Here is a 21,191-nt window from a genome sequence, read left to right as displayed (position 1 = left end):
GTCATTATTCATTAGTCATTAGTCATTAGTTATATAAGTCGGTGGAATTTCGCGCTGACCGCTAATTGATGACTGTTGACCGCTGAGCTGACATCAAAGGCACAAGGGTGACAAACTGTGCAATTGTAGCGCATTGTTAAAGCCTCTAGACTTTCTGAGCTAGAACCCGTTGGAGAACTTGCTGGTAAGCGGTTTCCACCGATCCCAAGTCCCGGCGGAATCGGTCTTTGTCCATAACACGGGCGTCGGGGTCGGTTTCTGCGTTGTCCCAGAGGCGGCAGGTGTCGGGACTGATTTCGTCGGCGAGGAGCAGATTTTGATGTTGGTCGATACCGAATTCTAGTTTGAAGTCTACTAGGGTGATGCCGCACTCGGTGAAAAATTCTTTGAGTATTTCGTTAATTTCGCGGGCGGCTATTTCTAGTTGGTCTACTTGTTCGGGGGTGGCTAGCTGCATTAACTGGAGCCGGTCGCGGGTCAGCAGCGGGTCTCCCAAATCGTCGTTTTTGTAATAAAACTCCACCAGCGGGGGATTGACTATTGTGCCGAGGGCGAGCCCGGTCTGCTTGCAAAGACTGCCGGCGGCAATGTTTCTGACTACGACTTCCAATGGCAAGATTTGGACGCGACAGACTCGCATTTGGTTGGGGGCCGGCGTGTCGATGAAGTGGGTGGGAATGCCTTTGGCTTCTAGCATCCGAAACAGGTGGGCGGATACGGCGCAGTTGATTTCGCCTTTGCCGACGATGCTGCCCCGTTTCTGGGCGTTAAAGGCTGTGGCGTCGTCTTTGAAGTGGGTCAGCAAAATTTCGCTGTCTTCGGTGGAGTAGAGGATTTTGGCTTTGCCTTCGTAGAGTTTGCGATCGGCTGACATGGCGATTAATAATAAGGTAGATGAGTTTTAGATTTTACCGTAGCTCGATCGGGCGTTATTGGCGAGTTTTTGGATCTCGGCTGCGCCCCTGAGAGCATGAGGGGCGAGTACACCTGCCGGTAGATACCGTCATCGGCCCCGGAATAAATGATTCTTGACCAAAAAAATGGGATACAAGCCTCCCCCTTCTAGGGGGACTTTCGGCTCGGAATCTCTCAGCGAGGTTTTTGCATTAAACAGCACTGCATTTATTCAGGTCGGCTCTACAATGGCTGTATGTTAAATCTAACCTACGAGTACAAGCTCATTCCTACCGATACGCAACGCCAGACTTTCGACCAGTGGCTCAATATTTGCCGCAAGGTCTACAACTTTGCATTGCGAGAACGAAAAGATTGGGTTAATTCTCGTAAGTGTGATATCAACTCGTGCAGCATGAAGCAGGAATACATGATCCCTGCTGATGCACCGCGTCCAACCTTTGCGGGCCAATGCAAATCATTAGCCCAAGCAAAGAAGTTAATTCCTGAGTTGAAATTGCCTCACACCCATGTCTTGCAGCAGGCGTTGCGCCAACTAGAAGCAGCGTTTGTGGCAATGTGGGAACGAGGACACGGTTTTCCTAGATTCAAAAAGCGGATGCGCTCCGTAGTGTTCCCTCAATTGAATCTAGAATCCGTTAAACAGTTTGATGGTGCCGATTGGGTCAACCTACCCAAGATTGGGTTAGTTAAAATGCACCTGGATCGTCCAATCCCTCAAGGGTTTGAGGTTAAGCAAATTCGCGTTGTTAAGAGGGCTTCTGGCTCCTCGGCCATGCTCAGTTTGCAATGTGATATCAAAGTACCTCAAGCCTCACCTTCAGGACATGGATTAGGGATTGATTTAGGGTTAAAACATTTTTTGGCAACTTCTGATGGTGAATTGATTGATAGACCTAGATTCTTTGTGGATGGACAACGCAAGCTGAAATTGCTGCAACGTCAACAATCGCGCAAGAAAAAAGGCTCTAGAAAGTTTCGTCAAATTCATCACCAAATAGCGAAGCACCACGAATACATCTCGAACAGTCGCTCATACTTTCATTTCAAGACTGCACATCATTTATGCAACGCAGCCCAAACAGTATTTGCTGAGGATTTGAACCTCAAAGCAATGTCAGCCGGAATGTGTGCCAAGCACACGCTTGATGCAGGGTTTGGTCAGTTCTTGAATATCTTGAGCCATGTTTGCTTTAAGCGAGGTGCGTACTTCGCGTCTGTAAACCCGAACGGAACAAGTCAAACTTGTCCAAGATGTCAAACCCATACAGGCAAAAAAGAACTATCCGAACGGGTACATAAATGTCAAACCTGTGGCTATGAAACGAATCGAGATGTTGCAGCCGCGCAAGTGGTGTTGCAGCGTGGATATACAGCGGTTGGGCAAAACGAGCGTGAATTTTGGGGAGGGGAAGCTACATGAGTAGTCCCAATGAACCAAGAATCCTCGTGCCTTCAGGCCGAGGAGTTGTCAAAAAGGACAATAGAGATTAAACCTGCTGGGTTCGCGATCCGTGCTGGCTAAACCTCCCCAACGAGACTGGCGCTTAAAAAACATCTATAAAATGGCTGATTTATGCAAGACAAAAAAATTCATATTCTCTTGGTAGAAGATGATGAGGTTGATGTGATGAACGTCCGGCGAGCTTTCAAAAAAAATAACATCGTCAACCCCCTCTACATTGCTGCCAATGGATTAGAAGCTCTGGCAATATTACGTGGAGAAGGAAAAATAGACCCTCCAATGCCTCAAGCGCGCCGGTTGATTTTGCTGGACTTGAATATGCCGAGAATGAGCGGGATCGAGTTTTTGCAAGAATTGCGACTGGATGAATGTTTGAGGTCAATTCCGGTAATCGTCCTCACAACTTCTAATGAAGATAGAGATAAAGTAAAAGCTTATAATTTGAATGTAGCGGGCTATATTCTTAAACCTGTGACTTTTTCTAACTTCGTGGAAGTGATGGCTACCCTCAACAGATACTGGATGCTGAGCGAAATTCCCTAAACCAGGGAAAATTTAATAAAAAAATTTTCAAGGGGGGTTTGTGATTTTTCAGCGATGCAGTTGTTTTAATTCCGTTTTCTCGACAGCAGCTTTTTCGGAGTAATCCACAATTCGGTTTTTATGGACAAAATTCTCACAATTCTGATAGTTGATGACGATGCAGTTGATCGAATGGCGATCAAAAGATCGCTCAAGTCCGCTGGTGTTTCGGCAGAAGTTACTGAAGCAGAAGACTGCGCGGATGCCCTGGCCCAACTCTCGGTCAGCAAAAATTCTACTCAGGCTACCGCGAAACTCTCCAAACAAAATAAATCTCAACCTTTAAGCGAGGTTGAGGAGACAGAAAATGGGCTGCTATTAAATCAAATATTTGAGTGCAAATTTGACTGCGTATTGCTCGACTACGGATTGCCCGACGGAGACGGGCTGAGTTTGGTAAAAAATCTACGAGAAGCAGGGCTGAAAGTTCCCTTAATTGTGCTCACAGGTCAAGGCGACGAACAAATTGCTGTGGAATTGATGAAGGCTGGAGCTTCTGATTATATTGCTAAAAATAAGCTTTCTCCCGATAGTTTGTCTCGCAGCGTGTACAATGCCATGCGCGTTTACCGCGCCGAATCAAAGGCGTTTGATGCCAGTCAAAAACTTAAGGAAAGTGAGGAACGGTACAGGTTAGTTTTAGAGGGAGTGAACGACGGAATTTGGGATTGGGATTTAAGTAAAAATGAGGTTTATTGGAACGATCGCCTTTTGGAAATTATCGGTTTGTCGCGAAAGCAATTTGGCAGGACTATGGAAGCTCTATACAACCGCTTGCACCCCGATGACAAGGAGGGAATCGTCGCGGCGATCGCCGCTCACTTGGAACAAGAAATAGACTATAATGTAGAATTCCGGCTGCTACACTCGAACGGTGTTTACCGCTACTGCACTTCTCAGGGAAAAGCTCAGCGGAATTCCCAAGGAAAACCGCTGCGGATGGCCGGTATGATTAGCGACATTACTCAGCGCAAACAGGCGGAAGATGCTCTGGAAAGGGAACGGCTGCAACTGAGACAAATTATTAATTGCGTGCCTGTAGCAATGGCGATGTTCGATACACAAATGCGCTATATGGCTAATTCTAAAAAATGGGTTAGTCAATTTGATTTGGAGTTGCCGTCCCTGAATAATCTCAGCCATTACGAATTGTTTCCAGATACCCCCAATCGCTGGAAAGTAATGTACCAAGAAGTGCTCAAAGGCAAGGTAGTTTCTGTGAGCGAAGATGCCTGGGAACGAGCCGACGGATCTGTTCTGTACCTGCGGTGGGCTGCTCACCCTTGGTACGATCCAGACGAGAAAGTCGGGGGAATTGTGATGGTGGCCGACAAGATTAATGAGTTGGTGGAAGCGCGGGAAACTGCCTTAGAAGCGAGCCGGGTGAAGTCGCAATTCTTGGCGAACATGAGTCACGAAATTCGCACTCCGATGAATGGGGTTTTGGCAATGGCTCAATTGCTGCTGCGCGCTCCTCTGGAACAGAAACAGCGGGACTGTGCTCACACGATTTACCGCAGTGCTGAACATTTGCTGACTGTTATTAATGATATCCTCGATTTCTCTAAGATTGAAGCGGGAGAAATGCGACTGGAAAAGTCTAATTTTGATTTGGATAGTTGCGTTGAGTCGGTGATAGAAATTATAGCGCATTTGGCAGAAGAAAAAGGTATTGAATTGAATATTTTAGTTGATAGCTCAGTGCCGAGGAAGTTGGTGGGCGACTCGGGGAGATTGAAGCAAGTTTTGCTGAATTTGACCGGTAATGCCATAAAATTTACCGATCGCGGTCAAGTTCTAGTTCACGTAACTGTGAAACAGGGCAACCGACAGGCAGACGGTAGACAAGAAGCAAGATTGCTATTTTCCGTGCGGGATACTGGCATTGGAATTTCGGCCGAAGGGCAAACAAAGCTGTTCCAATCTTTTTCTCAGGTAGACGATTCTCCGACTAGACCTTACGGCGGCACGGGTTTGGGTTTGGCTATTTGTAAGCAGTTAGTGGAGATGATGGGAGGGGACATTGGAGTTCGCAGTTTGCTAGGTAGCGGTGCTACTTTTTGGTTTACTGTACCTTTGGAAAAACAGTTGCCAGTTGAGCCTCCCGATCCCGAACTTGCGGGCAAGAAGCTGTTAGTAGTATCGGAAAGCGCTTTGAGGAGGGCAGCGGTGCGATCGCTCGCTCAAAGTTGGGGTGCCCGCTGCGATGAGGCAGAAACTGCTACTGAGGCTTTGACTTGGTTGAACAAGGCCCAGGGCGCGATTTCTCAGAATTCGGGGGAGAGGGAAAAAAGCTGGGATTTGGTGCTTGTGGACTTGCAAATGCCTGAGTTGGATGCGGAGGAATTTGCTAGGAAAGTGCGATCGACCTCGAAAGTTGGCTCCTTAATCGCCATGACTGCTTTGCGAGAACAGCCCAAAGCTGAATCACTTTGCAGTCAGGGTTTTAACGGATATTTGATCGAGCCCGTGCGGCCAAGCCGCCTGCTTGAGGCAATGCTTGCGTCGGTTAAGGGAACTGGAGAGTTTGGGAGGCTGGAGGCTGCTAATACTTGCAAATTGCCAGCAGTTAATTCTCAATATGTTACTCCCAATTCGCTGTCATCGCTGAGAATTTTGGTGGCGGAAGACCACCCGATCAATCAACAAGTTCTGGTCGAACAGTTGGCAGTTTTAGGCTATCAGGCTGACTGCGTGGTCAACGGTCAAGAAGCGCTGGATTGGCTGGCAAAAAAAAGCTATGATTTAGTGCTGATGGACTGTCAAATGCCGGTACTTGACGGTTACAAAGCGACGCAAAAATTGAGGGAAATAGAAGGAAGCGATCGGCATACTTTTGTGATGGCTTTAACTGCTCATGCTATGCCGGGGGAACGAGAAAAGTGTCTGGCGGCGGGGATGGACGATTATCTCAGCAAACCTGTAGATTTAGATGCTTTGGCGGCGGCTCTGAAAAAGTATGAAGCCCTAAATGTTCAGGGTGAAAATAAGTATGGAGTAAAAAGTATTAACTCTGAAAATAAATCTCAATTAGCAACAAATTATACAGAACTTGTGGAAAAAGCGCAGGTTGTGGCTCTGCCGACACCAAGGGCGATCGCACATCAAACTTGGGAACATAGAGACTGCGACGGGCTGTTCGACAAGAGCAGATTAGAGCAACTCGGACGAGTTAATATTAAATTGCCAGAGCGACTTTTGCAAGCTTTTGTGGCAGACGCCCAAGCGGACATGGCTGCTGCCAAACTAGCTCTAGAAGCTAAAGATTGGCAAGCTGTGGAATATCAAGCCCACCGTCTCAAAGGAACATCTGCTAATGTGGGAGTTGCTCTGATGTCGGATTTGGCCGCACAATTGGAGCATCAAGCGCGAGGATTTCAATCTGAACCACCAGAGAGGGAATTGTTAAATATGGAGAGGGTTGAGAACATATTAGTGAGTTTGTCCAGTCATTTAGCCCGGGTTCAAGAATTTGTGGAAACTCGAATGTTTGGTTAATATGTCAGTCGATCGTAGTCGATCGTAGTTGATCGTAGTCGGCGATTGAAATCGCGCCTACACAAACGAAGTCCGCCTACGCGGACTAAGAAATAAATTCTTTCTTTCTTCACTCTGTGTTCTCTGCGTTCTCTGCGGTTAATTAAAAAATAAATTAATTTAGCTATGACTTACGATACCAGTACAAACACTATTTTAGAGAGCGAGCCATTAGAAAATAATGGAGAACTGCTAACGCCTTTGATGGTTTTTGCTCGGAAAGTGTTGCAGGAAAACGAGGCTATTTCGGAGAAAGATTATGTAGCCGCAGTGCCGTACCCCCCAGACGAAATTAATAATTTTCGTGTTGACAACCTAGTAGAAAAAGTGGCTCGCTGCTGTCGAGAGAGCAAGGTTGGGAAAAAATTGCCAACGGCTTTTTACGTTCACGTTTCGGCCTTACCAGCACTCAATCCTCTCCTCATAATTTATGAAAATTGTGCCAGAATAAATATAGAAAATATTGAGGAAGCAACCTTAGTTAAGTTTCAGCTTCATCAACCTAAAATATCTTATCTTTTTTACCCTGATTTCGATACAGATGCTCATCCTGCTTTGCAAACCAGCATCCAAATTAATCTAGCAACAGGGGAAGTTAAATATTTCGATTACAGCAACAGCGAAAACCCCCCGGTTTTGCACCGTAAGGAAACTTTTGTAGCTGCGGATTATCCCAATTACGAAAAGTTTGCTCGACTCACTCGCTGCGAGGAAAAGTGGGGGCTGCTTGACAATACTAGCGTTATCGGCACTCGCGAAGGTTGGCTCAAATATTTGGGATATTGCGGTGTAGAAATCCAAGATCATACTGTTGTCGAGCGTTTGAAACAGGAGAATAGTGAGCTATCAATTCCTAAGATCGAGCGACACAAAGCTGCAATGGTACGCAATTCGCTTTCTAAACCTCTGCGTCTGGTTTTAGAAGCTGATTTAGCGAGGGACGGGGCGACTTTTTTTGATTACGGTTGCGGTTTCGGCGGGGATGTTAAATATATTGCACAAGAGGGTTATTCTATTGCTGGTTGGGACCCATACTATCAGCCGGATACTCCGCGAATTTGTGCTGATATTGTGAATATTGGTTATGTGATTAATGTAATTGAATCTTTGGCGGAACGACGAGAAGCTTTGCTGAATGCTTGGGAATTAACTAAGAATTTATTAGTTGTAGCGGCTCAAGTTTTGATTGACGATCGCCAACAAGGTCAAATTGCTTACGGGGATGGGGTGATTACTTCTCGGAATACTTTTCAGAAGTATTACGAACAAGAAGAGTTGAAGGTTTATATCGACCAAGTTTTGAGTGTGGATGCAATTCCTGTTGCTTTGGGGATTTATTTTGTGTTTCGGGATGCGGCGGAGGGTGAAAGTTTTCGTGCTTCTCGGTTTCGATCGCGCTTATCGACTCCCAGGGTGCGATCGCAAGTTAAGCGGTTTGAGGATTATGCGGAAATGTTGGCTCCTTTGATGGCTTTTGTGAGCGATCGGGGCCGCCTTCCTGTTAAAGGCGAACTAGCGGAAGAATCGGCGATTAAGGAGGAATTTCACAGTTTTAATCGCGCTTGGAGGGTGATTTTGCAAGCAACGGATGCGGATGATTGGGAGAAAATCGCTGACAAGCGCCGCCAAGATTTGCTGGTATATCTCGCTCTCAACGGTTTGGGCGATTCCCTACGGGATAGCTACGCTTCACGACCTTCAATCCGCCGACTCCCGGCTCAAATCCGCAACGACATCAAAGGTTTGTTTGACAATTATCAAAAAGCTTGCACTTTGGCAGATTTAATGCTATACAGTTTGGGCAAAGCTGATATTGTTGCGGATTGCTGCGAAGATAGTGCGATCGGCTACAAACAGCATGGTTCCCTTTCTGTTCACGTCTCTGCATTAGAAGAACTAGATCCTTTGCTCAGGCTCTACGAAGGCTGCGCCAACCGCACAATTGGCAGACTTGACGGCGCGACAATTATCAAATTTTACGCTCGCAGACCTCAGATTTCCTATTTATTTTATCCCGATTTTGACACTAACCCGCATCCAGCCCTTCACACTTCTATGCACATAGATTTGCGCGACCTTTCTGTGAGCTATCAAGACTATTCTGATGTGTATAATCCACCAATTTTAGTAAGAAAAGAAGCTTTTGTTACTGCTAGTTATCCCCATTATGACAAGTTTGCGAAACTCACCCGCCAAGAAGAAAAGTTAGGTATTCTCGATCGTGGCGCAGTTAAGAAACATCGGGAATGGATGAAGTGTTTGGAGGAAAATTGCGTTAAAATTAAGGATCATAAGTTGTTTTGGCGATCGAATGCTGACCCAGAAAAGTTGAAAATGCTGCAAAAAGCTGCGTCGGAACGCCACTCGCAAAAGATTGAGGTTAATGCGGGAAAGATTGAAGGAACCGCAGAGGGCACAGAGAGCACAGAGGAAGGGAAAGAAGAGGAATAGTCATGGAAACAGAGAAAGTTTCTGCCTAACTACCCAAAATTTGGATTTTACACAGAAAATTTCTGCTTTTGACCCCATGACGGGAAGGGAGTAGTTCCCAAAATCTCAAAATATTGATAGACTTAATCAAAGATATCTTGTTCTGTTTAAAAGGTATAGCCATGACAAATCAAGAGTTTTTAGGTGAATTTTTATCTCTGCCGGCTGAAGCACAGAGTCAAGTGGTAAGTTTGATCGCCTTTTTAAAACAAAAGTACATATATGATGAACCTGTCTCTTCGTCAGTAAATGTTGATTTAATGAACGATCCATTTATTGGAATGTGGCGAGATCGTCAAGACTTAGGTAGCACTACCTGGGTACGTAATCTCCGAGAAAACGAGTGGTAAAAAGCACATGGCTAGTTCAACTATCATAGATACCGACATAATCATTGATGTTGGTCGTGGTATTCCTGATGCAGTTAATTGTTTGCAAGGACTAAAATCAAGTTCTCGATTAGCAATTAGCATAATCACACAAATGGAGCTAATTGTTGGTTGCGCTAACAAGGTAGAGTTACAGACTCTAGAAAAATTTCTCCAGCAGTTTGACGTGATTAGAATTGACCAGTCTATTTCAGATAAGGCGGTTGACTTGTTACGGTTGTATCGGCTAAGTCACGGCTTACTAATTGCCGATGGCTTGATCGCAGCTACAGCAATAGTATGGGAGTACCCTTTCATCACTAAGAACCAACGAGATTATCGATTCATTCAAAACTTAAATTTATTGCCATATCCGTAGCAATCAGAAAGCCTAACAATGCGTTGGAGTCGAGTATCGGTATTGGTTTACTTGATGGACGAATTGTAGTTGTTGTCTACACGGAGCTTGATGAGGAAACAGTTCGCATTATCTCCAGGGCGAAAGTCACTGTCTTATGAACGCAGACGCTATGAACAATACCTCACAAACCGACTGGGCTAGAATCGACGCAATGAGCGATGAAGATATCGATACTTCCGATAGTCCACCACTATCGGAGGAGTTCTTTACTAGAGCGCAATTACGAAGGCCTCAGTCGGCTATTACTATGCAAGTTCAAGTCGATCCTGAAACATTTGCTTGGTTTCAGGCACAAGGAGAAACTGCCAGCAAATGTCTGTAGCACTTAGGATTTATGCAGATGCACACAAAACCTATCCTGCATTCGTAGCAAAGCCAGCATAGCGACAGCTATAATTATGGTTGGCTTTCATTACCTTCCGACAAAGAATTAGGCTTCTTGCTACAATGTTTCGATACAGTTCAAGTCAGCTAGAATATGTCCCTAATGAGCGCCCCAGCAAAATTCCAAGCAACCTCTCCTCCTTTCCGTTGGGATGAAGCGGGAGGTATCCGTATAGGTTCGAGTCGAGTCACCCTAGATAGCATACTTGCTTCATACCACAATGGCTCCACTCCCGAAGAAATCGCTATTCAGTATTCAGTTGTTCGCTTAGAAGACATATACAGTACCATTGCTTACTATCTAAACCATCGTCAGGAAATTGACAGTTATTTGGAACAGCGCAGCCAACAATCTCAGCAACTGAGACAAGAACTTTCTCGACAACACAACTTAGTTGATCTGAGACAACGTTTGCTTACTCGTTATCAGTCAAAAGGGGAGTCGATACCAAGTGCGCCTTCTAACTGATGAAAATTTTAATGGAGCCATATTGCGTGGGCTGGTGAGACGTTTGCCTGAATTAGATATTGTTCGTGTCCAAGATGTAGGGCTGATTCACACTGACGATCCAGATATTTTAGAATGGGCGGCTAATGAAGGACGCATCTTACTTACCCATGATGTGGCCACTATTACGATGTATGCCTACGAGCGAGTCAATCAAGGACTACCTATGCTGGGAGTTATTGAGGTTATTGCAACAGCACCCATTGGTAAGATCATTGATGATTTAGAACTATTTATTTGTTGCAGTCAGCCTGATGAATATGAAGGTCGAATTCTTTTCATCCCTTTCCCTTGATATACTTAACCTGCTTATGATGTATATTAATATTAGAAGTACCTCGAACAATCAACTGCGGAGTGGTAAATGAGTCAAAATATTTATCGATTTCAGGGTGATGACCCGGATATAAATCTTGCTAGCAAGAAGGCACGCGAATCATTTAAATATTTTTGGCGTGAGTTGTCATGGGAAAGGCGGCGGATAATTCCTGGGCTGGATATAAGTGCAGTAAAACTTGGATTTCCGACGGGAAAGGTGACGGATTCTGCACCATCAGTTGAACATATGTGGGTGGAGAATGTTAATTTTGATGGTCTGAAAGTTAGTGGAGATTTATTAAACGATCCGAGATGGATAGATGGAATTGGATCGGGCGACCAGATTGTGATGGGCTTCAACGATATCAATGATTGGATATATTCTATTGATGGGATGGTTTATGGTGCATATACTGTTAATGCAATACGGCTTACAATGAATAGCGATCGAAGGCGTGTGCATGATGATGCTTGGGGTTTGGAATTCGGCGATCCGAGAGAAATCCGAATTGTTCCCGATAGCTATTTAAATCAAGAATCAAGAAATAAGGATGAATATGAAATCGGCGAGCATCCAATGAGTGAGAATATGGCTGCAAAAATTGATTCTGCATTAAGTGAAAATCCTACCATTGTAAATCAAATTGATGAAAATGGCTGGACTATGCTGCAATGTGAGGCATTGGCTGGCAACTTAACTCCTGTTAAATTATTATTAAAGTATGGCGCTGATAAAATGATTAAGAATCCTGATGGGTTGACGGCGATTGACTTGGCGGAAGTGATGAAATGGAATAAAATTACTGATTTTCTAAGATAATCGGTGGGGCTTATAATAGGGAATTGTTTACCGGGTACAAGAGCCGCAACTTATTTCAGCACGTAAAGCAACTCGTCAGGAGAGGGCAGAGTATGAAGGTTGAAGCATTAAAGCAGCGATTAAACCGCAACCGTCCAATGACTAGCGTGACGATTCGTATGCCCGAAGATGTTGTGGAAGATTTAAAAAAAGTTGCACCATTGTTGGGTTTTTCGGGTTATCAGCCATTAATTCGTGCTTATATCGGTCAAGGTTTGCGCGTTGATTTAGAACGATTTGAGAGCGAGACAGTAACAGCCTTAGTAGCAAGTTTGAAGCGTCGAGGTGTCAGCGATGCAGTGATTGATGAGGCATTAAAGGAAGTCGTTCGTGCTGAGTCCTGTTAATTGTGTCTAGCCAGCAGCATCTCATATCCAACCCGTTGACATCGGAATTATTCATCTCTCTCTTCTGCAGACTCTGCGCCCTCTGCGCCCTCTGCGGTTAAATCATTCCCATACAATCGGAATTGATACCATTACAAAAGTCACTGTCTCATAAACGCAGACGCAACCATCCTACTTTTGACAAAGCAGTTCGCCTCGGACAAGAATGGCGTAAGTCTGCTGAATAGCTCAATACCTGCACGCGAGCCAAAAACCCGGTTTCTGCGTGAATATCTCAAGGGATTATCCACGATTTTTCCTAGAAACCGGGTTTTTTAGGTTGATAGTGCGTAAGTCCTGTTAAGCAAACTTAATCTTCAAATAATCATCCTCCATCTTCGCCCCCGAAGGTTGCAGTGCCGCTAAAGCTTGCGGCAACACCAAATTACGGCGGTGATTCCCAATCCGAACATTCAACTCATCTCCCGTTTTGGTCAACTGGATCTGATCCTTAGCAATTCCGGGCAAATACAGCTCAAGACTATATTGATTGTTTTCTTGCACGATCTTAATCGTATTTTCTTTGTAATAAACTTGACTTGGATCTTCGTCTTTGTAAAGCGTTTCTTTCAACCGTTCCAAAGCTGGCAAACCGCACATTTCTTCGGAATAAAGTGGCACCTCCTTAACGGGCAGCGGCATGAAATCTGAGTGAATTTCCTGACGGTACTGTTCCTGGCTTTCTTTCCACCGTTTAAAAAATGGGTCAGTTACTTCTGCGGGAATAATCCGGTTAGCTACTACTAAATCAGTGGCTACATTGTACAAACTCAAATAGGCATGAGCGCGCAGAGACTCTTTAATTACCATTTTTTCTGGATTGGTAACTAACCTTACCGAAGTGACAGTATTGTCAGTTAAAACCTTTTCCAAAGCTTCAATTTGTTCGTAAAATTCGTAAGGTGCATCCATCACCTCTTTGTCTGGTAAAGAAAAACCCGCAATTGGTCTAAAAATAGGTTCAACTAAAGGTCTAAGGGCGGCTGATATGCCTTGCAGCGGCTTGTAAAATTTTCTCATGTACCAGCCGCCCACTTCCGGCAAACTTAGCAGTCTCAATGCTGTGCCAGTCGGAGCAGAATCGATAATTAAAACATCAAATTCGCCTTCGTCGTAATGCCGCTTCATTCGCACTAAACCGAAGATTTCATCCATTCCTGGCAAGATGGCTAATTCTTCAGCTTGCACCCCTTCGAGTCCCTGCGCTCGCAAGACTTGAGTAATGTAGCGCTTAACTGCTCCCCAATTGCCTTCTAATTCCCTGAGAGCGTCTAATTCGGCTCCCCACAAATTCGGTTTCACCAGCCGCGAATCGTGTCCGAGTTCCATGTCGAAGCTGTCGGCTAAGGAGTGAGCGGGATCTGTACTCAGCACTAGGGTTTTGTATCCCAATTCGGCACACCGCAGCCCAGTCGCAGCGGCTACGGAGGTTTTGCCGACGCCGCCTTTTCCGGTCATTAATATTAAGCGCATTGATTGTTTAGCTCGCCTGAAAATTCTTTACTTCTTTATTGTAACGTTCTGTAACAGAGATTAATTTTGTGGGCGCTTAATTTTGGCGATCGCCCACCGCTGAACACCTCGCATTTCCGGCGACACACGAAATTGCTGCCATGTCAAGATCAGTTAAAATTCTTTATCTCAGATATCAATTGCAACAAATAAAAATCCATCAGCGTTCATCTGTGTTTATCTGCTAACATCTGCGGTTAAAAAAGGGATCTCGCTCTTGAAAAACTATTTTTTATTGCTAAAAAACCTAAGCCAAATTCTCAAACATTAGTTTTCACCGGAAATACAAGCTGTTTGAGTACATCCAACCGCGAACAGTCCCAGTAATCGATGTGAGAAACAATTAAACCGTCGCTGTTGACTTTCAGTTCGCTCCTACCGGCGATCGCCATTTTCGGTTTCCAAGGTAGCGGTGCGATCCAGCTCAGAGTCCAGCGAGTGTCTATAGTATCTCCAGACTGCGAAATCCCGTGCAAATCGAGATTTACATCCTGAAAAAAAGTCCCCATAAACCCGATCATTTTGCGGTAGCGATCGACTCCTGTAAATCGATTCACCGGATCTTCAAAATAAACATCTTTTGCATAGATGCTGTAAGTCTGATTATCGGGAAATCTTTGATAATCGTCTTTGAGAATTTCAATAATATCCATTTCGAGCGATCGTTATTCTTGTATTATTAGAATATAACTTTAACACAATAGATTTAAAATCCGCAATTTTCGTCCAAATTGTGATAGTATATCAGGTTATTTACTACCTTGCCAACTTTCAACTTAACATCACAACTATGATTGACCTCTACACTTTTACTACCCCCAACGGTCGCAAAGTCTCGATCATGCTCGAAGAAATAGGTTTACCCTACAACGTGCACGTCATCGACATCACAAAAAACGACCAATTTAGCCCAGAATTCATCGCCATCAACCCCAACAGCAAAATTCCGGCGATAGTCGATCGAGATAACGCCATCACCGTCTTCGAGTCCGGCGCTATTCTGATCTATCTTGCCGAAAAAAGCGGCAGATTTCTGCCCACAGACAAACAAAAATACTTTCAAGTTATGGAATGGCTGATGTTTCAAATGGCCAGCGTCGGCCCGATGTTTGGTCAGCTAAACCACTTCAAACGCTTTGCACCCGAACAAATTCCCTATGCGATTGGGCGCTACGAAAAAGAAACCTTGCGCCTCTACGGAGTATTAGACACTCAACTAGCAAAATATGAATACATTTGCGGCGACTATTCTATTGCCGACATTGCTACCTATCCCTGGGTTGCTATTTACGAATTTCAAGGATTAACCCTCGACAACCACCCGCACCTCAAACGTTGGGTAGAAACCTTGCAGAAGCGTCCCGCCGTTGAGCGCGGAATGGCAGTTGGCGTAAGTCCTAACTGAGAATTAAACTTGATGAGCGGTCACAAGCTATTTGACTGTAGCTCAAAATCCGGTTTGACACTGCCATGACTTGCTAACCATTGATAAACTTGCAGCATCTGCTGAGCTTTAACATCCCAGGAATAGTGATTCATGGCGTAATTGTGGGCTGCAATGCCCATGCGTGCAACACGAGGGCGATCGGCGACAAGCTGTTCGAGTTCTGCGGTAAAATTTTTTACCAGTGTGTCAAAATTACTTATAGGAACTTTAATCCCCCGATCGGGCTCTACCAGCGCACCGGGTCCGCCGTAGTCAACTACAACACAAGCCATACCGCAGGCCATTGCCTCAACCACAACGCCAGCCCCCAGTTCGCGAATCGAGGGAAAAGCAAAAATCTCAGCTTGGCGCATCAATTCTCCCACTTCAGGTTGGGTTTTTTGACCTAAAAGTTTAACGCAGTTGCCTAAATTGTGTTCTGCGATTAATTGTTCTAGTCTAGGACGTTCGGGTCCGTCGCCAACAATCGCTAATTTATGCTGCTGCAAAATCGAACTGTTAGCGAAAGCGCGAATGACAACTTCTGGCAATTTATAGGGAACTAGCCTGCCGGCAAACAGTACCGTCACTTGTTCGCTGCTAGAGCGTTGGGGCAGCTTAAACAATTCGGGATCGATGCCAACTTCGGCATAATTAATTGTCTTCGCTCTCGCTGAGGCTGGCAAATCTACGATCGTGTGATCGAATGCCGCCAGAATTCCTGCTGAACGTTCATAAGTAGAGCGGTAAAAAGGCATTAACCTGTAAGCATTTCGCACATAGCTCAACCACTCACGTTCCCGCTTCAACTCTGTTGTGAAAGCTTTCGGCCAAGGCAGCCCGCCGTTGAGAGGCCCAAGCAAAAAAGGAATAGGACTCCAAGCTGCCATAGGACTTGGCTGCGTGGGCGACATCGGGGTAATCCGGTGAACGACATCGAAATGCCCGCTTTGCAACTCTTGCTTGTAGCGCTGCCATACTTCCCACTCAAAGGCGAGATAGCTGAAATAACCTAGCGCTGTCCTAATAGTCCAGGATTTTTCTGAGCCACCGGTTAGTAAATTAGCTAGATTTTGAATGGGAACCGCAACATTTTCTGTATCTAGATAAACGACTTTAGCCTTACCCATCCCGACTTTATCGATATTGGGTTTATTCCGAATTTGAGTAACAACCGTAGCCTCAACATAATGGCTTATTGCACGCGCAAATTTATATCCAACCACCGGTAAAGAAGGCCACTCAGGATTGCAAACATCCGCCAGAATCAAAACCCGCATCGTATCAGTTTGCTCTTTGTTTTTCATAAAAACTCCAGTATCTGTACAATTTGTCATAATAATTATTCGCGAGATTGGTTTAGGAGAACTTCCCTGCGCTTGCCCCCTTGCTTGCCTACCCTAACTAATTATTCGCTCATGAGTGAGAATTGCTCTGGGACTCAAGAACTTTATAACACCGCTATCCCTATCTTGGCAAGTGTACCAATACATAGAAGATCGCGGTGTTGTTTTAAAGATACTGGTGATTCAGGATTGGAATGATTCTCTGACCTGCTTCCAGCACTCAATTGTTGGCGCACCGAGGAACTCAATCGGCGAAATGCTTAATAATCGCCTCAGCAAACTCCGAACACTTCAACTCAGGCACCGGCGGCTCCATCAACCTCGCCAAATCATAAGTAACTTCACCGTTAGAAATTGCCGCTCCCAAACCCTTCTTAATCAAGTCTGCTGCTTCCTGCCATCCCATGTATTCTAACATCATCACCCCGGACAAAATCAGGGAACCGGGATTGACTTTATCCAAACCAGCGTGTTTCGGTGCAGTGCCGTGAGTCGCCTCAAAAACTGCACATTCATCACCAATATTCGCACCGGGGCCCATGCCCAATCCACCGACAATGGCGGCGGCCGCATCGGACAAATAATCCCCGTTCAGATTCATTGTCGCCAAAATCGAATACTCGGCCGGTCGGGTTTGAATTTGTTGAAAAATACTGTCAGCAATTCGGTCGTTGACCATGATTTTTTCTTTCCACTGGCCGCTGCCGTGACTGTCCCAAATTGCAAACAGAACGTCGGCTACTTCTTGACGAATTTTGGCTTGTTTTTCTGGGGTCAAAGCATCGTATCCTGGGTCTATTTGGCGAGCATTATCTTCTAAGCTAATGTCGGGATTTTTTTCTTTGTTGCCCAGAATCCAAGACTCTCTTTCAGTTACGCACTGTTCGCGAAATTCGGTGGTTGCTAATTCATAACCCCAATCTCGGAAAGCTCCTTCGGTATATTTCATGATGTTGCCTTTGTGCACCAAAGTCACTTGCTGCTTATCTTTTGGCAACCGTAAAGCGTGGGTAATGGCGCGCCGTACTAAACGCTGAGAACCTGTTTTGCTAATGGGTTTAATTCCGATTCCCGAATCGAGGCGAATTTGTTTTTTGCCATGTTCTGGTGTTGCTGGAATTAACTCATTATTGAGGAATTCAATCAATTTTTTGCCGATTTCGCTGCCTTTTGCCCATTCAATTCCGAGGTAAATATCTTCTGTATTTTCCCGGTAAATAATTACATCTAGGAGTTCAGGGGTTTTGTGTAGCGATGGTGTTCCAGCATAATATTTGCAGGGCCGCACGCAGGCGTAAAGGTCAAAGATTTGCCGCAAAGCTACGTTTAGCGATCGAATGCCGCCCCCGATTGGGGTTGTCAGCGGCCCTTTGATGGCGACTCCGTATTCTTTGATGGCGTCTAAGGAATCCTGGGGCAGATATTGGTAAGTACCGTAGACATCGCAGGCTTCGTCGCCTACATAGATTTTAAACCAGTTGATTTTTCGATCGCCACCGTAAGCCTTTTCTACCGCAGCATCCATGACTTTCTGGGATGCAGGCCACAAGTCAACGCCGGTACCGTCGCCGCGAATGAAGGGAATAATGGGGTCATTGGGGACGATCGGCAAACCGTCTTTGAAAGTAATTTTAGAACCTGTGGTCGGGGCTACAATCTTTTCGTACATATCTTAACAGCGCGGATAGGAATGTTCCCTATTTTGCCACGATTATCTGCCTAAACCTCCACCAATCCTAAATATTTGTATAAATTTAAGTTTAATGTTTGGGCGATAGGCTGCCGGTCACTGTGACTTTTGGGCGATCGCCAATTTCAACCTCAATTTAAAAAAGTAGCAAAGATAGCAGAAGTTTCTCTCAAATCTCCCTCTCTATCTTTCAGCGCTACGGTTGAGAAGATGCTGGAAACAAGTCAGTGGATTTTAGATTTTAGATTTTAGATTTTAGATTTTAGATTTACTCCCCAGATGAATCTGGGATGTTGAACCTTAGTCTAAAATTTTGAACGCCTCGCGACTTTTGTCGGAAAGTTGTATGCGTTTTTGGGTGGGGTCAAAAGGGTGATTGTAGCCGCCGATGAACGCAAATAAACGCCGATTATTTTCACAAATTTTGCCTTTATTTGCGATATTTTTCCTTCTGCATATTCTTTTTGACTACCCACAAAATACACCAAATGACAATAATCACCACAACTATTTTGGAAACCGGGCCCAGATATTCCTCTACAAGTGTATAATTTTCCCCTAGTTTATATCCGGCAAAAGTCAGGAAACTTACCCATAAAAGAGTGCCGCCGGTTGAGTATAGTAAAAAAGGAATTAAAGGCATATTATTGATGCCAGCGGGCAGGGAAATTAGGGTGCGAACTCCCGGTACGAGGCGACACAAAAACACGGCTTTGTTGCCGTGTCTGTTAAACCATCTATTTGCTTTGTCAATATCGGCACCCGATACTGTGATCCACTTGCCGTATTTGTCGGCTAAATTCCTCAAGCGTTCTTCGCTCAATAATTTACCCGCATAGTACCAGGGAAACGCCCCCAGAATTGTACCGATTACTCCTGCTGCGATCGCCGGCGCTAACTCCATATCATCACCCTTTGAGGCCGTGAATCCTGCCAGCGGCATAATCAATTCTGAGGGTATGGGGGGGAAAAGATTTTCTAAAAACATCAACAGGCCAATCCCGAGATAGCTCATCGACTGCATTGTGTTAGTGATCCATTCAACCATTTTGATTTAAATATTGGTAATAGGTACTTTGTATTTTGCTCGTTTTTGATTGTTCCCAGGCACAGCCGGGGAACGCATATAAGCGAGGCTCTGCCTCAACTCCCCATGAGGGAGGCAGAGCCTCCTTGTATTCATTCCCCGGCACAGCGTGGGAACGATAAACGATGATTAAGTGCCCGAAGTCCAAGAGTTTGTGTACTCAATTTGTTCGGCAGTCAAGGTATCAATGTGAATACCCATTGCTTCCAATTTGAGACGGGCAATTTCTTTGTCAACTTCTACGGGTATTGAGTGAATACCCGGCTCTAGTTTGCCTTTGTTCGTAACTAGATATTCGCAGGCTAAAGCTTGGTTAGCAAAGCTCATATCCATCACGGCGCTGGGGTGTCCTTCGGCTGCTGCCAAGTTGATCAAACGGCCTTCGCCCAACACAATAATCGACTTGCCATTATTGAGGTGATATTCTTGAGTGAAAGACCGGACTGTTTTCACGTCGGTGCTTTTTGCGCCGAGGGATTTGAGGTCAATTTCAATGTCGAAGTGACCGGAATTGCAAACAATTGCGCCGTCTTTCATTGTGTCGAAATGTTCGGCACGAATGACGTGTTTGTTGCCGGTAACGGTAATGAATATATCTCCGACTGTTGCTGCTTCGTCCATCGGCATGACGCGGAAACCGTCCATCACTGCTTCGATCGCCCGAATCGGATCGATTTCTGTGACAATTACGTTAGCACCCATGCCGCGGGCGCGCAGTGCCGTGCCTTTGCCGCACCAACCGTAACCTGCAACCACAATATTTTTACCGGCTAACAAAATATTGGTAGCGCGGATAATCCCATCTAGGGTAGATTGACCGGTGCCGTAGCGGTTGTCAAAGAAGTGCTTGGTGTCGGCGTCGTTGACGTTCATTGCGGGGAAAGTCAGCACGCCGTCTTTCAACATGGCCCGCAGGCGCACGATGCCTGTGGTAGTTTCTTCGGTAGTTCCGATTAAGTCGGCAATTTGGTTCGGGCGGTGCTGGATTAGTGCCGCTACCACGTCGCTGCCGTCGTCGATGATAATATTGGGGCGGTGGTCTAGGGCTGTGTAGACGTGACGTTCGTAGGTAGCCGCGTCTTCTCCTTTGAGGGCGAAGACGGAAATGCCGTAGTCTTCAACTAAGCAAGCCGCTACGTCATCTTGAGTGCTCAGGGGGTTGCTGGCGATCAGTACGGCGTCGCCACCGCCGAGTTTGATGGCGATTGCCAAATGAGCGGTTTCTGTGGTTACGTGGCAGCAAGCAGCCAAGCGAATGCCAGCAAAAGGCTTTTCTTTAGCGAAGCGTTCTTGAATTTGCCGCAAAACCGGCATTTCCCGGCCGGCCCACTCGATGCGTTGCTTTCCCAAGGGGGCGAGGGACAAGTCTTTGACTTCGTGTTTAATCTTGACGGATGTAGCAACCATGTATGTTATTTCTCAGAAATCATCAAACTTTGTTAGTTTTAGCAGATTAAGTCATCGGCGGGCAAGTGCTGTGATTTTACTCGATCGGGGTCGGCGAGGCTAATCTTAAATTTTGATTGTGTTTTATTGACACTCAAGCGGGCTGAAGCCGCTGAGATTCTGCGGACAGAGCAGCTTTAGGTAACACCCAAAGTTTTACTCTCGCTACGGTGGTCAAACACCGTCTACACAGTCGGTCAAGTTTTACACCTAACTTACTGGCTACTTTTCTTAGAATGTTGGCAGCCCCATTTATATCTGCATTGATTACAGTTCCATCAGCAGAGCGATACAAACCACGTTTAATTCGTTTTCCCGATGCTTTCCACCCAGGCAGTTTTTCGCCGTATCTGGGTAGGGAGTCTCCATCAAGAAAATTAAAGTCGGCGACACTCTCACGAGCGCCGCCGCTCTCCAAAACCGTGCGTGAAAATTTCTCTTCACACGGCTC

19 protein-coding genes and 1 pseudogene are annotated in these 21,191 nt (G+C 45.4%); 12 read left to right on the top strand and 8 right to left on the bottom strand.

The window, feature by feature from the left end; all coding sequences use genetic code 11:
• Window positions 1-145: 145 nt before the first annotated feature.
• Window positions 146-874 (bottom strand): phosphoribosylaminoimidazolesuccinocarboxamide synthase, encoded by a 729-nt coding sequence (gene purC, locus QT990_RS16835; protein ID WP_333142053.1) that lies wholly within the window; start codon window positions 872-874, stop codon window positions 146-148.
• Between the two features lie 276 nt (window positions 875-1,150).
• Between purC and QT990_RS16830 the strand changes: the two genes are divergently transcribed.
• The 11 genes from QT990_RS16830 (at window position 1,151) to QT990_RS16780 (ending at window position 12,194) form a co-directional block, all read left to right on the top strand.
• Window positions 1,151-2,338, top strand: coding sequence for a transposase (locus tag QT990_RS16830; RefSeq protein ID WP_333142052.1), 1,188 nt, complete (start codon window positions 1,151-1,153; stop codon window positions 2,336-2,338).
• A 153-nt stretch (window positions 2,339-2,491) separates the two neighbouring features.
• The gene (locus QT990_RS16825; protein ID WP_333076249.1) at window positions 2,492-2,923 is read left to right on the top strand and encodes a response regulator; all 432 of its coding nucleotides are present in this window, start codon (window positions 2,492-2,494) and stop codon (window positions 2,921-2,923) included.
• Window positions 2,924-3,043: 120 nt separating this feature from the next.
• Entirely contained in the window at window positions 3,044-6,460 is a 3,417-nt protein-coding gene (locus QT990_RS16820) for a response regulator (protein ID WP_333465532.1), read from the top strand.
• 165 nt (window positions 6,461-6,625) lie between these two features.
• Window positions 6,626-8,950, top strand: coding sequence for a DNA phosphorothioation-associated putative methyltransferase (locus tag QT990_RS16815; RefSeq protein WP_333465531.1), 2,325 nt, complete (start codon window positions 6,626-6,628; stop codon window positions 8,948-8,950).
• A gap of 161 nt (window positions 8,951-9,111) precedes the next feature.
• A complete protein-coding gene (locus tag QT990_RS16810; RefSeq protein WP_333142049.1) occupies window positions 9,112-9,339 on the top strand; it encodes a hypothetical protein in 228 nt (75 codons plus the stop codon).
• Window positions 9,340-9,346: 7 nt separating this feature from the next.
• Window positions 9,347-9,736, top strand: coding sequence for a type II toxin-antitoxin system VapC family toxin (locus QT990_RS16805; RefSeq protein WP_333053173.1), 390 nt, complete (start codon window positions 9,347-9,349; stop codon window positions 9,734-9,736).
• 136 nt (window positions 9,737-9,872) lie between these two features.
• Window positions 9,873-10,100 carry a hypothetical protein gene (locus tag QT990_RS16800; protein ID WP_333465530.1) on the top strand — a complete coding sequence of 76 codons (228 nt, stop codon included), beginning with the start codon at window positions 9,873-9,875 and terminating at the stop codon, window positions 10,098-10,100.
• 165 nt (window positions 10,101-10,265) lie between these two features.
• Entirely contained in the window at window positions 10,266-10,631 is a 366-nt protein-coding gene (locus QT990_RS16795; RefSeq protein ID WP_333053176.1) for a DUF433 domain-containing protein, read from the top strand.
• The gene (locus tag QT990_RS16790) at window positions 10,615-10,965 is read left to right on the top strand and encodes a DUF5615 family PIN-like protein (protein WP_015177944.1); all 351 of its coding nucleotides are present in this window, start codon (window positions 10,615-10,617) and stop codon (window positions 10,963-10,965) included. Before QT990_RS16795 ends, QT990_RS16790 begins: the two co-directional genes overlap by 17 nt.
• A 69-nt stretch (window positions 10,966-11,034) precedes the next feature.
• Window positions 11,035-11,808 (top strand): DUF2314 domain-containing protein, encoded by a 774-nt coding sequence (locus QT990_RS16785; RefSeq protein ID WP_190741039.1) that lies wholly within the window; start codon window positions 11,035-11,037, stop codon window positions 11,806-11,808.
• Between the two features lie 92 nt (window positions 11,809-11,900).
• Window positions 11,901-12,194 (top strand): hypothetical protein, encoded by a 294-nt coding sequence (locus QT990_RS16780; protein WP_333142046.1) that lies wholly within the window; start codon window positions 11,901-11,903, stop codon window positions 12,192-12,194.
• Window positions 12,195-12,533: 339 nt separating this feature from the next.
• Here QT990_RS16780 and QT990_RS16775 read toward each other — a convergent pair whose 3' ends face one another.
• Together QT990_RS16775 and QT990_RS16770 are read right to left on the bottom strand one after the other, a co-directional pair.
• On the bottom strand, window positions 12,534-13,706 hold the full coding sequence (locus tag QT990_RS16775; protein WP_333053180.1) for a TRC40/GET3/ArsA family transport-energizing ATPase: 1,173 nt from the start codon (window positions 13,704-13,706) through the stop codon (window positions 12,534-12,536).
• Between the two features lie 299 nt (window positions 13,707-14,005).
• Entirely contained in the window at window positions 14,006-14,398 is a 393-nt protein-coding gene (locus tag QT990_RS16770; RefSeq protein WP_333465529.1) for a DUF2358 domain-containing protein, read from the bottom strand.
• A gap of 80 nt (window positions 14,399-14,478) precedes the next feature.
• On the opposite strand from QT990_RS16770, the gene QT990_RS16765 reads away from it, so the two are divergent.
• Window positions 14,479-15,150, top strand: coding sequence for a glutathione S-transferase N-terminal domain-containing protein (locus QT990_RS16765; protein ID WP_333465528.1), 672 nt, complete (start codon window positions 14,479-14,481; stop codon window positions 15,148-15,150).
• A 20-nt stretch (window positions 15,151-15,170) separates the two neighbouring features.
• On the opposite strand, the gene QT990_RS16760 is transcribed toward QT990_RS16765, so the two are convergent.
• The 5 genes and pseudogenes from QT990_RS16760 to QT990_RS16740 form a co-directional block, all read right to left on the bottom strand.
• Entirely contained in the window at window positions 15,171-16,508 is a 1,338-nt protein-coding gene (locus tag QT990_RS16760; protein ID WP_333142035.1) for a glycosyltransferase family 4 protein, read from the bottom strand.
• Between the two features lie 253 nt (window positions 16,509-16,761).
• Window positions 16,762-18,186, bottom strand: coding sequence for an NADP-dependent isocitrate dehydrogenase (locus tag QT990_RS16755; protein ID WP_333410975.1), 1,425 nt, complete (start codon window positions 18,184-18,186; stop codon window positions 16,762-16,764).
• Between the two features lie 451 nt (window positions 18,187-18,637).
• Window positions 18,638-19,255, bottom strand: a complete 618-nt coding sequence (locus QT990_RS16750) for a DedA family protein (RefSeq protein ID WP_333142033.1) — start codon at window positions 19,253-19,255, stop codon at window positions 18,638-18,640.
• A 168-nt stretch (window positions 19,256-19,423) separates the two neighbouring features.
• Complete coding sequence (gene ahcY, locus QT990_RS16745) at window positions 19,424-20,701, bottom strand: adenosylhomocysteinase (RefSeq protein ID WP_333142032.1); 1,278 nt, start codon at window positions 20,699-20,701, stop codon at window positions 19,424-19,426.
• Between the two features lie 133 nt (window positions 20,702-20,834).
• A pseudogene (locus QT990_RS16740) lies at window positions 20,835-21,191 on the bottom strand (hypothetical protein); the annotation flags it as partial.

The organism is Microcoleus sp. T3_B1 (assembly GCF_036700445.1).
Lineage (GTDB): Bacteria > Cyanobacteriota > Cyanobacteriia > Cyanobacteriales > Microcoleaceae > Microcoleus.
The sequence above is the reverse complement of the archived record's forward strand: the minus strand, read 5'-3'. Positions and strand labels throughout refer to the sequence as shown.

Excerpts from the sequence above, each read along its gene's own strand:
- QT990_RS16810 (WP_333142049.1), top strand. The coding sequence starts at position 9,112 with ATGACAAATCAAGAGTTTTTAGGTGAATTTTTATCTCTGCCGGCTGAA.
- QT990_RS16755 (WP_333410975.1), bottom strand. The coding sequence starts at position 18,186 with ATGTACGAAAAGATTGTAGCCCCGACCACAGGTTCTAAAATTACTTTC.
- QT990_RS16825 (WP_333076249.1), top strand. The coding sequence starts at position 2,492 with ATGCAAGACAAAAAAATTCATATTCTCTTGGTAGAAGATGATGAGGTT.
- QT990_RS16800 (WP_333465530.1), top strand. The coding sequence starts at position 9,873 with ATGAACGCAGACGCTATGAACAATACCTCACAAACCGACTGGGCTAGA.
- QT990_RS16785 (WP_190741039.1), top strand. The coding sequence starts at position 11,035 with ATGAGTCAAAATATTTATCGATTTCAGGGTGATGACCCGGATATAAAT.
- QT990_RS16795 (WP_333053176.1), top strand. The coding sequence starts at position 10,266 with ATGAGCGCCCCAGCAAAATTCCAAGCAACCTCTCCTCCTTTCCGTTGG.
- QT990_RS16820 (WP_333465532.1), top strand. The coding sequence starts at position 3,044 with ATGGACAAAATTCTCACAATTCTGATAGTTGATGACGATGCAGTTGAT.
- QT990_RS16830 (WP_333142052.1), top strand. The coding sequence starts at position 1,151 with ATGTTAAATCTAACCTACGAGTACAAGCTCATTCCTACCGATACGCAA.
- QT990_RS16805 (WP_333053173.1), top strand. The coding sequence starts at position 9,347 with ATGGCTAGTTCAACTATCATAGATACCGACATAATCATTGATGTTGGT.
- purC (WP_333142053.1), bottom strand. The coding sequence starts at position 874 with ATGTCAGCCGATCGCAAACTCTACGAAGGCAAAGCCAAAATCCTCTAC.
- QT990_RS16770 (WP_333465529.1), bottom strand. The coding sequence starts at position 14,398 with ATGGATATTATTGAAATTCTCAAAGACGATTATCAAAGATTTCCCGAT.
- QT990_RS16760 (WP_333142035.1), bottom strand. The coding sequence starts at position 16,508 with ATGACAAATTGTACAGATACTGGAGTTTTTATGAAAAACAAAGAGCAA.
- QT990_RS16780 (WP_333142046.1), top strand. The coding sequence starts at position 11,901 with ATGAAGGTTGAAGCATTAAAGCAGCGATTAAACCGCAACCGTCCAATG.
- ahcY (WP_333142032.1), bottom strand. The coding sequence starts at position 20,701 with ATGGTTGCTACATCCGTCAAGATTAAACACGAAGTCAAAGACTTGTCC.
- QT990_RS16775 (WP_333053180.1), bottom strand. The coding sequence starts at position 13,706 with ATGCGCTTAATATTAATGACCGGAAAAGGCGGCGTCGGCAAAACCTCC.
- QT990_RS16815 (WP_333465531.1), top strand. The coding sequence starts at position 6,626 with ATGACTTACGATACCAGTACAAACACTATTTTAGAGAGCGAGCCATTA.
- QT990_RS16750 (WP_333142033.1), bottom strand. The coding sequence starts at position 19,255 with ATGGTTGAATGGATCACTAACACAATGCAGTCGATGAGCTATCTCGGG.